At 67.2% G+C, this 8,623-nt stretch carries 9 protein-coding genes; all 9 read right to left on the bottom strand.

Annotated elements, in window-relative coordinates; translation table 11 throughout:
• Positions 1-40 precede the first annotated feature (40 nt).
• The 9 genes from N803_RS07770 to N803_RS07730 are packed head-to-tail and all read right to left on the bottom strand — an operon-like array spanning position 41 to position 8,425.
• Positions 41-667: a response regulator gene (locus N803_RS07770; protein ID WP_035903911.1), complete on the bottom strand. Its 627-nt coding sequence runs from the start codon at positions 665-667 to the stop codon at positions 41-43.
• Positions 664-1,815 carry a sensor histidine kinase gene (locus tag N803_RS07765; RefSeq protein ID WP_035903910.1) on the bottom strand — a complete coding sequence of 384 codons (1,152 nt, stop codon included), beginning with the start codon at positions 1,813-1,815 and terminating at the stop codon, positions 664-666. Before N803_RS07765 ends, N803_RS07770 begins: the two co-directional genes overlap by 4 nt.
• A 16-nt stretch (positions 1,816-1,831) precedes the next feature.
• Positions 1,832-2,740, bottom strand: a complete 909-nt coding sequence (locus N803_RS07760; protein ID WP_035903909.1) for a type II secretion system F family protein — start codon at positions 2,738-2,740, stop codon at positions 1,832-1,834.
• Positions 2,737-3,660: a type II secretion system F family protein gene (locus tag N803_RS07755; protein ID WP_035903908.1), complete on the bottom strand. Its 924-nt coding sequence runs from the start codon at positions 3,658-3,660 to the stop codon at positions 2,737-2,739. The genes N803_RS07760 and N803_RS07755 overlap by 4 nt, the downstream gene beginning before the upstream one ends.
• The gene (locus N803_RS07750; protein ID WP_052112024.1) at positions 3,660-4,973 is read right to left on the bottom strand and encodes a TadA family conjugal transfer-associated ATPase; all 1,314 of its coding nucleotides are present in this window, start codon (positions 4,971-4,973) and stop codon (positions 3,660-3,662) included. The genes N803_RS07755 and N803_RS07750 overlap by 1 nt, the downstream gene beginning before the upstream one ends.
• Positions 4,970-5,314 (bottom strand): TadE/TadG family type IV pilus assembly protein, encoded by a 345-nt coding sequence (locus N803_RS07745; protein ID WP_035903907.1) that lies wholly within the window; start codon positions 5,312-5,314, stop codon positions 4,970-4,972. The genes N803_RS07750 and N803_RS07745 overlap by 4 nt, the downstream gene beginning before the upstream one ends.
• Entirely contained in the window at positions 5,314-6,921 is a 1,608-nt protein-coding gene (locus tag N803_RS07740) for a P-loop NTPase (RefSeq protein WP_052112023.1), read from the bottom strand. Before N803_RS07740 ends, N803_RS07745 begins: the two co-directional genes overlap by 1 nt.
• Positions 6,918-7,649, bottom strand: coding sequence for a Flp pilus assembly protein CpaB (gene cpaB / locus N803_RS07735; protein ID WP_035903906.1), 732 nt, complete (start codon positions 7,647-7,649; stop codon positions 6,918-6,920). The genes N803_RS07740 and cpaB overlap by 4 nt, the downstream gene beginning before the upstream one ends.
• The gene (locus N803_RS07730) at positions 7,646-8,425 is read right to left on the bottom strand and encodes a hypothetical protein (RefSeq protein WP_035903905.1); all 780 of its coding nucleotides are present in this window, start codon (positions 8,423-8,425) and stop codon (positions 7,646-7,648) included. The genes cpaB and N803_RS07730 overlap by 4 nt, the downstream gene beginning before the upstream one ends.
• Positions 8,426-8,623: the final 198 nt, after the last annotated feature.

Raw genomic sequence — 8,623 nt, 5'->3', positions numbered from 1 at the left:
CGGACCCAACCTCCAGACCCACCACCCAGGCGGTGAAGGGCTAGCGCCCGAGCCAGCGGACGATCGCCTCTGCCCGGCTGGTGACACCGAGGATCGCGAAGATCTGGTTGATGTGGTTCTTCACCGTCTTCTCGGCGAGGAAGAGGTGGCCAGCGATGTCGCTGTTGCTCCGCCCCTCGGCGATGAGGTCCATGACCTCCGCCTGACGCGGGCTGAGACCGAGCGGATCCTGGTCACTGGCCGGTGCTGAGCCACTCACCGGACCCTGCTGAACCGCACGAAGAGCCGCCTGAGAGAACGGTGCCGCACCACTGGCGGTCGCCCGAACCATGTGTGCCAACGAGTCGGCGTCGAACGTGCCGTGGATGAGATAACCAGCGGCTCCGTCGGCGAGGGCGCGCTGGATGCTCGCGTCGTCGTCGGTGAAGGTGAGCATGAGGATGCGCGTCTGGTCGGCGATCTCCTTGACGATGGAGAGGCCGTCACGCCGGGGCATCCGCACGTCCAGGAGGAGGACATCCGGGCGTTCGTTCTTGACGAGCTCGATGGCCTCGTCGCCGTCACCAGCCTGTCCAATGACGTCTATCTCGGGGTCGGTGCCCAGAAGCGCGAGTAGGCCGCGACGCATGATGTCGCTGTCGTCGACGATTCCGACCCTGACTGTCATCGCTCGACCCTACTGAGAAGCGGCACCGTGCAGGTGAGGGTCGTCCCCCGTCCTGGCTCGCTGTCGATGGTCGCCCAGCCGCCGACCCGGGCGAGACGCTCGTGCATACCCCGCACGCCGCCGTGCCCGGCCGCCTGCGCCAGTGCCAACTGATCAGGGTCGAAGCCGGTGCCGGTGTCGCGGACGGTGAGTTCCAGGTGTGTGCCCTCTTCACGCAGGCGCACGGTGACCAGGCACGGTCCGGCGTGGCGGTGGGTGTTGTCGAGGGCTTCCTCGAGCACCGCGAGCAACTCGTAGCGCGTCGCCTCGTCGGGGGTGTCGACGTCAGCGATCTCGAGTTGCGGGCTGCGACCGGTGCGGGTCGCCCAACCGAGCACGACCTGGGTGCTCGCCTCACCGAGGGTTCCCTCGGACGTGCGCGACCGCAGGTCCCCCATGACCCCGCGCACGTCGTGCACGGCGGTCGTCGCCATCTCGCGAATGGCCGAGGCTGATTCCACCGCTCGCTCCGGCTGACGTTCAACCTGAAGCGGCAGGGCCGTGGCCGTGAGGGCGATGCCCTGAAGGGACTTGGCCAGAGAGTCGTGCAACTCTCGCGCCAATCGGGTCCGTTCCTCGGTCGCCGCGGCTGTCACCACGGCGTCGCGCAACGTCTCCTGTGCTTTCGCCTCGGCGTCCAGCGAGGTGCGCATCGTCAGGCCGAGCAGCCACAGCGTGACGTACACGAAGGGAATCGTCACCCAGGACGTGAATGCCTGAGTCCCAGCGTCCGGCCCGACGAGAGCAGCACCGATGTAGAGGCTGACGAGACACACCATGACGATCGCGCCGCTCAGCGGCTCGAGCCACAAGCCGAGCAGAAGAGCTGTCGTGAGGGCAGCCAGCAGCAACGGGCTGTCGATGCCGTTGAGAGCAACGATCGCCGAGAGCAGTAGAGCATCGAGCATGGCCAGAATCGGATGGCGCCGCACCAGGCCAAGCAGCGTGGTGTGCATCAGCCCATAGAAGCTCGTCAGGCCCACGACCAAGAAGCCCAACGTCATGGGCAGGGTGATCTTCGTACCGGTGACGACGACAAGCCCAGTGGCGAGCGCGACCAGCCGGGCGAGAAGAACGACCTGGGTCAGGCGCCGGAGCGGAATCGACACCCCGAGGTGGCCGTGGCTAACCACCGAACATGCCTCCGAGTTGGTCGGCACCCATCGCGAGGACCATGCCGCCCACAAGGATGACGAGGGCCCCGGGGATGAGGACCATGGTCATGACGAGGCTGATCCTCGGCTCGATCTTCGAGGCTCGCTGACGCATCCGTTGGGCCGTCCCGCGCCGTATGTCGGCAGCGATCTGGTTGAGCGTGTCGGCGAGTGGGGCACCCAGCTCCTCTGCCTGGAGATAGGCCGTGACGAACTCGTTGACGGGCTCCGACCTCGTACGATCGCGCATCGCCGCAAAGGCTGAACGAACACTGGCGCCATTGGTGATCTGGTGCAGGACTGTGGTGATCTCGTCGGAGATGGCTCCTCCGAACCGATCTGCCACGGTGGACAGCGCCGACCGAAAGCCCAGACCGGCGCTCACGGTGACGGCGAGAACGTCGAGGAAGTCCGGGAGGTCGCGGTCGATCGCCTCACGCCGCTTGCGTGCCATCCCCGAGAGCTGAGCGAGCGGCAGGATCCCGACGATCACGACAGGAAGAACGATGTAGAGCAGTTCGCCCCGCAGGACGCCGATGACGAAGATCGGAGTGAGGACCAGGCCCCACATGACGAACTTCGCGAGCACCGAGTCGACGTCGAGGCCCTTGGGTCGCCCTGCCATGTCGACCTGCTGCTGCAGCCAGCGCACGGCGTTGCGGGGCAGGGCAGAACGGAGCTTTGGGACAAGCTTGTAGGACAACGCCATGAGGGCGCTCTGGCTGCCTGCTCGTTCGCGCGCCGACTTGTTGAGGTAGAGCACCTCATCGGCGCTGAGTCCCACGTCGGCGTCGGTGCGCAACAGCTGGTAGCCGCGGAGCAGGAGCACCACGGCGAGCGTGGCCACCAGGCCCGGCACGATGGCTGCGAGGACGGTCATGGTTCGATCCTCGACATGCGGCGAATCAGGGTGTAGCCGGCGGCAAAGAGCGCTCCTCCGACCACGAGGGAGATCTGGCCGATTGGCTCACGGATCATCCGGTCGACCGTGCCTTCTTTGATCCCGTTGAGCAGCAGGAGCATCGCGAATCCCATGACGATGACGAGGTTCGACGAGGCGATCGACTGGGACAGGATCGTCGTGACCTCGCGCCTCGTCTCCTTCCGCTGGTCGAGCGTCTCTGCGATGTCACGCAGGGCCGTGACCAGCGAGCCGCCACTACGGGACGCGACGACCAGGGTGGCCATGAGGACGTTCGTCTCACGGGATCCGACCCGGTCATTGAGCTCATGGATGGCCGTGTCGAGGGGGGCGCCGAACTTCAGCCGAGTGGCCACACGGGTGAGCTCCGACTTCGCCGGCTCGGGCAGTTCAGTGCCAGCGATGCCGATCGCCGTGGGGAGGGAGAGGCCAGCATGACTGGCGTTGGCCAACACACGGGCGAGTTCGGGCAACTGGCCGATGAAGGCCTCACGTCGTCGGGTCTGTGCACGGGTGAGGTATCGGCGCACCGCGAACACGGCGACGACGGCGCCCAACACGGCGAGGAGTGTCGACACGAAATTCCACAGGACGTAAGTGACAACGACACCGGCCGCAACACCGAGACCGAGGACGACGATGGGACGATGCGACAGGCCGGCGAGGTCGAGCTGTTTCGCGAGCCATTTGCCCACCTTGGTGCCCTGGAGCCGCTCGTCGAGGTCGCGCACGAGCGAGAAGTCGCGGTCCGTGCGTGAGAACTCAGCCGCTCCGATCGCGCGTCGGCGAGACGCCACGATGCCCACAAACTGCCGGATCGCCAGCATGAAGAGGAACGACGCGACGAGCGAGCCGACGAGGATCGCGAGGACGACCATCAGGTCACCTCGAGCTGCGAGAGGTCGGCGCCGCCTGCGAGGAGACGATGGCGGAACCTCTCAGGTAGATCGAAGACCTCGAACTGGCCCACCGGCTTCGTGGGATCACTCCGATCGATCACGTAGCGCATGAGCGGGACGAGATCGAAGTCCTCCTGGCGCCGACTGGACACCCACGACACATCGACGACGCGACGACTTCCGTCCGCGAGACGGTTGAGCTGGACGATGACGTCGATGGCGGAGTTCACCTGGTCGCGGAGAGCGTGGAAGGGCACCTCGACGTCACTCATCGACGCCAACGTCTCGAGGCGAGACAGGGCATCGTCGGGGGTGTTGGCGTGCACCGTGGTGAGTGAGCCCTCATGGCCGGTGTTCATCGCCTGGAGCATGTCGAGCGCCTCGCCGCCGCGGCACTCACCGACGATGATCCGGTCCGGCCGCATGCGGAGGCTGTTGCGCACGAGGTCACGGATGGAGACCTGGCCGCGGCCCTCGACGTTGGCGGGTCGGGTCTCCAACCGGATCGTGTGCGGCTGGTCGAGGCTGAGCTCGGCCGCGTCCTCGATGGTGACGATCCGCTCGCTGGGCGAGATGAACGACGACAGCGCGTTGAGCAGGGTGGTCTTGCCCGAACCGGTGCCACCCGAGACGACGACATTGAGACGTGCCTCGACGCAGGCCTTCAGAAGCAGCGCGGAACGGCGGTCGATGGAGTCGCGCTCCATGAGTTGGCTGAGGCTGAGCGCCATCGGAAAGAGTCGGATCGTCACCGTCGGACCGTTGAGGCTGAGCGGCGGGAGCACGACGTTGACGCGCGCGCCGCGCGGCATACGGCTGTCTGCGGGAAGTCGCGCGTCCACCATGGGACTCGACTCGTCGACGCGACGGTTGACCGTGGACACGATGCGGTCGATGGTCTGGAGGAGCTGCTCCTCACTGCTGAACAGCGCGGGCCATCGCTCGAGCTTGCCGCTGCGCTCGACAAAGATGGTGTCGTGCCCGTTGATCATGATCTCGCTGACACCCGGGTCATTGAGGATCGGCTCGAGGACACCGAGCCCGACGGCCTCGTCGACGACGCGACGAACGAGTTGATTGCGCTCACTGGCCGAGAGGATGACGCCCTCGCGGGACACGAGGTGGGCGATGACTCGTTCGAGCCGGGCGCGCCGCTGGTTGGCGTCGATCTTGCTCAGCTCGTGGAGGTCGACCTCCTCGAGCAGCATCCGGCGGAACGTCGCGACCAGGCTGTCGTCTTCCTTGGTCGCAACGGCGACCTGGCCGCCAGTGAAGGAGCTGTAGTCGTTCACTTGATCACCGGCATGGTCGCGCTGCGGGTCACCGATCCGAGATTGAGCTTGACCACCGTGGGCACCTTGACGGTGACCCGGTACGTGTATCCCTCACCGGAGAGACTGCCACCGTCGCCCCCGATCTCCATGACACCCGGGAGAGCACCCTCCGCAGCCGTCCGCGGGTCGTCGCCCAACGAGTAGGCCCGCGCACCGTCACGCGCGGCCTGACCGGTCGAGATGATGGTCCAGGCGGCCACGCCGAACTGCAGCGCGACGAGGGCCGCGAAGATCACGAGCGGCGCGACGCCTGCCACCTCGAGGGCTGCGGCGCCGCGCTCCGAGCGCAGCCGACGCATCACTGCTCCCTCACGACGGTACGGGTACTCGTGAGCTGGGTCGGCAGCACGCTTCCGGGCCAGCCCTTGACGATGGGCACGGTGACCGAGACACGCTTGCCACTGGTCGAGACCGACACCCCTGAACGCAGCGACCCGGGAACGGCTTTGCGGGCCGCCTGCGTCGCTTCGACCTTGTCTCCAGTGACGGAGTATTCGCGGGCGGCGACCGACGACGCGTGGCCGGCGTAGATGAAAGAGAAGCCCGTGACCGCGGTCTGCCAACCGATGAGGCACAGCAGAACTGCCGCGGGGAGGATGCCCACGGTCTCGAGGCCGACAGCACCCGCCTCCCTGCCTCGCCCTGCCATCGCGGGTTCACGCACAGTTGCCTGGGTCTCGTCGCCACCCTCCGTCTCGGCTGACTTCTTCTTGCGCCCCCGCCGTTTCTTCGACACACCCTGTGGCGCCGGCGCCGGCCCCCTGGCCAGCCCCAGCTCCTGACGAAGTCCCTTGATCAGGCTCCACCAGGCCACCTCGGTCACCGCGCCCGGGTCACGGTCGTTGATCGATGGCTCGAGCACGCGGGGCGACAACGGGATGGTCGTGGAGACGACGTGGGCCGTCGTGAGCTTGTTCACCGCGCTGGCCGGGAAGAGACTGGCTCGGTCGACCTTGTTGACGAGGACCTTGAACGCGGCCTCCTCGCGGACACCCAGCGCTTCCCAGGCGATCATCCGGCGACGCAGGGCGCGCATCGACAGGACGTCGGGCGTGGTGACGACGAGGCACTCGCCCGCGAGCTCGACGATGGCTGCCTGGGCCGGCGAGACGTGGCCGCCGCCGTCAAGGATGACGAGGTCGAAGTCGCGGCGCAGGAGGGCGACGATGGCCCGCAGGGCCTCGGGGCTGACGAACTCGCCTTCGCGGACATCGAGGGGGGCGAGCAGCAGGTGCAACCCGGACTCGTGCTCGATGACGGCGTCGTGCACGACGACGGGCGAGAGGTCGCCGGAGATCTTGGCGACGTCAGCGATGGAGACCGACTGCCGAACCTCGAAGATGGCGCCGACGTCCCCCTTCTCGATGTCGACGTCGACGAGGCAGACCCGCTCGTGCGGGTTGTCACGCAGGTAGTCGTAGGCGAGGTGGGAGGCGACGGTCGTCGTGCCGACCCCACCCTTGGCGCCGACGACGGCGACGACCTGACCACGCGACGAGTTGGTGACTGCCGCGCCGGCGAGCACGGCCTTCATCTGCTCGCCCCATTCGGTGGCCGCGAGCACACGGGTCGATACGTCCTCGTAGGCGAACGGATAGGCGACGACACCCCGCGCGCCGTCCTCCATCGCCTTGATGACCGTCGATGCGCTGCGAACCTGAGACACCTGAAGGATGGCGGTCGCCGGGCGTCGGCTCATGATGTCCCGGATCGTCTGCGTGACCGGCTCGATGCCGAGGGTCTCGTGGACGAAGACCACATCTGGCTCGAGGCGGGCCGTCAGGTCGACCAACTCGCTCGGCGACTTCGCCACGGCCCGGACGGAGTAGCCGTCCATCTCCTCGAGCAGGGACATGAGGTCGGCAACGAGGTTCTCGTTCTCGATACCGATGACAACTTGGGTCACTGGTCCACTCCTTCGGGGATCGCCTTGCCGCCGAGCTGCGAGGCGTCAAACTTGTCGATCTCGCCGTTGCGGTTCGTGCCGACGTCGTTCGGGAGGGCAACCAGTCGCACCTCCGCAGCGAAGTTCGCGGCATACGTGAGGCTCATCGCGACCTTGGGCACCACGGCGAGGGTGACGGGGATGACGGACTGCTCCTCGACACCTTGCTCGTCTGACTTCGTGACCTGCTGCTCGCCGGCGATCGACACGACGCGGATGTCCCGTGCGAGCACCTTGACCGTCTTCGGGAGGCCGGGCACCTCCGCGAACACGGCGTAGATGTCCACTCGGTCGCCGGGGCGGACTCGGCCGGCCACACCCGTCACCGAGTTGACGTTGACCGCGACCTCTCGCTCGTCCTGCTTGAGGCTCGAGCTCGGGATGAGCATGTCACCGGACACCGTGGAGCCGGCGTTGAGACGGAAGCCCACGCGGCGCCCCTGGAGGTCGTCCATGCGGAGCACCGAGGACTTCGACACCCATCGCTCGGGGACCTCGACCGGTTCGAGGTTGTCCGCACTGAGTGCGGTGTAGGGCTCGATCGCCTTGGTCGCGCGGTACACCGTGACCCGGGAGCCGACCTGGCTGTTGACGTTGGAGACGTAGCCGGTGACGACGAAGAAGGTCGCGAGGGCCACGAGCACGGAGATGGCCATGAAGACCAGACCGCGACGCTGACGAGGATTCATGCAGGCTCCGAAACACGCAGGTGAACATGGCAGTACTGGCAGATCTGGACGGCGGACCGAGCGCCGCACGACGGGCACGGGTTGGGTGCGAGCGTCGGGGCGGACACCGGGGCGAGGGCAACGAACTCGACGCCGCGCGACCCGTGGGCCCGAGTCACGTCGGAGATCGCCGGGACCGACTGCAACCGGCGACCAGCGCTCACTCCCTGCATTGCGGTGAACTCGCGAGAGGTCTCCTCGGCACCGACCAGCACCGTCTGCAGGTCGTCGCTGAGCGCGAGCGCCCGGCTGATCTGCGGGACAGGGGTCATGGACGCCACGAAGCCACGGCTGACGAGGGACCGGACGTGCATTCCGAAGCCGGGCTTGGGGTACTGGAGCCCGGTCACCTTGTGCAACCACATGCCGCCGACGGAACGGGCGACCATCTGGTCGAAGGTCGCGAGCACCCCACCGGGGTCCGTGTGGGACTCCAGAGCGGTCACGGCGCTTGCGGCCAGGGCGATCGCGCTGGTCGCACCGACGCGGTGCGCAACGGCCACCCGCGGTCGGGCGCCGGCGAGGATCGTCGCGGCGAGGCGAGCCGCTCGACCGTCGGGGTGCCGTGCGGCGATCACGACATGCGTTGCCCCGAGATCGTCGCTCAGCTGGCCGAGGTCAGCGATTCTTCCGGGGCCGACGAGCGCGACGCGACGCTCGTGGGCCAGCCACGGGCGGAGGGTGTCGGCGGGGAGCGTCGAGTCCAGGACGACGACAACGACCTGAGTTGCGTTCACACGGATCCCCCGAATCAACCTCGACATTTGAACGCTCCACGACGCACCCGCATGGCGCACCCCTCCGGCGTCCGGGCGTTACGCTACACGTCGCACACGCCAAGCCCAAAGGCCAACCAAGAGTGAAGACACCGAGAAGACAACGCAGACGACAGCGCAGCAGCACGAACCGAAGCCACCTTCTCGGGGTCGTCGGCA

Origin of the sequence: Knoellia subterranea KCTC 19937, assembly GCF_000768685.1 — a bacterium.
GTDB classification, from domain to species: Bacteria; Actinomycetota; Actinomycetes; order Actinomycetales; family Dermatophilaceae; genus Knoellia; species Knoellia subterranea.
Note: the sequence above shows the minus strand (reverse complement) of the source record. Positions and strands in the feature narration are given on the sequence as shown.

Excerpts from the sequence above, each read along its gene's own strand:
- N803_RS07745 (WP_035903907.1), bottom strand. The coding sequence starts at position 5,314 with ATGCGTCGGCTGCGCTCGGAGCGCGGCGCCGCAGCCCTCGAGGTGGCA.
- cpaB (WP_035903906.1), bottom strand. The coding sequence starts at position 7,649 with ATGAATCCTCGTCAGCGTCGCGGTCTGGTCTTCATGGCCATCTCCGTG.
- N803_RS07770 (WP_035903911.1), bottom strand. The coding sequence starts at position 667 with ATGACAGTCAGGGTCGGAATCGTCGACGACAGCGACATCATGCGTCGC.
- N803_RS07755 (WP_035903908.1), bottom strand. The coding sequence starts at position 3,660 with ATGGTCGTCCTCGCGATCCTCGTCGGCTCGCTCGTCGCGTCGTTCCTC.
- N803_RS07760 (WP_035903909.1), bottom strand. The coding sequence starts at position 2,740 with ATGACCGTCCTCGCAGCCATCGTGCCGGGCCTGGTGGCCACGCTCGCC.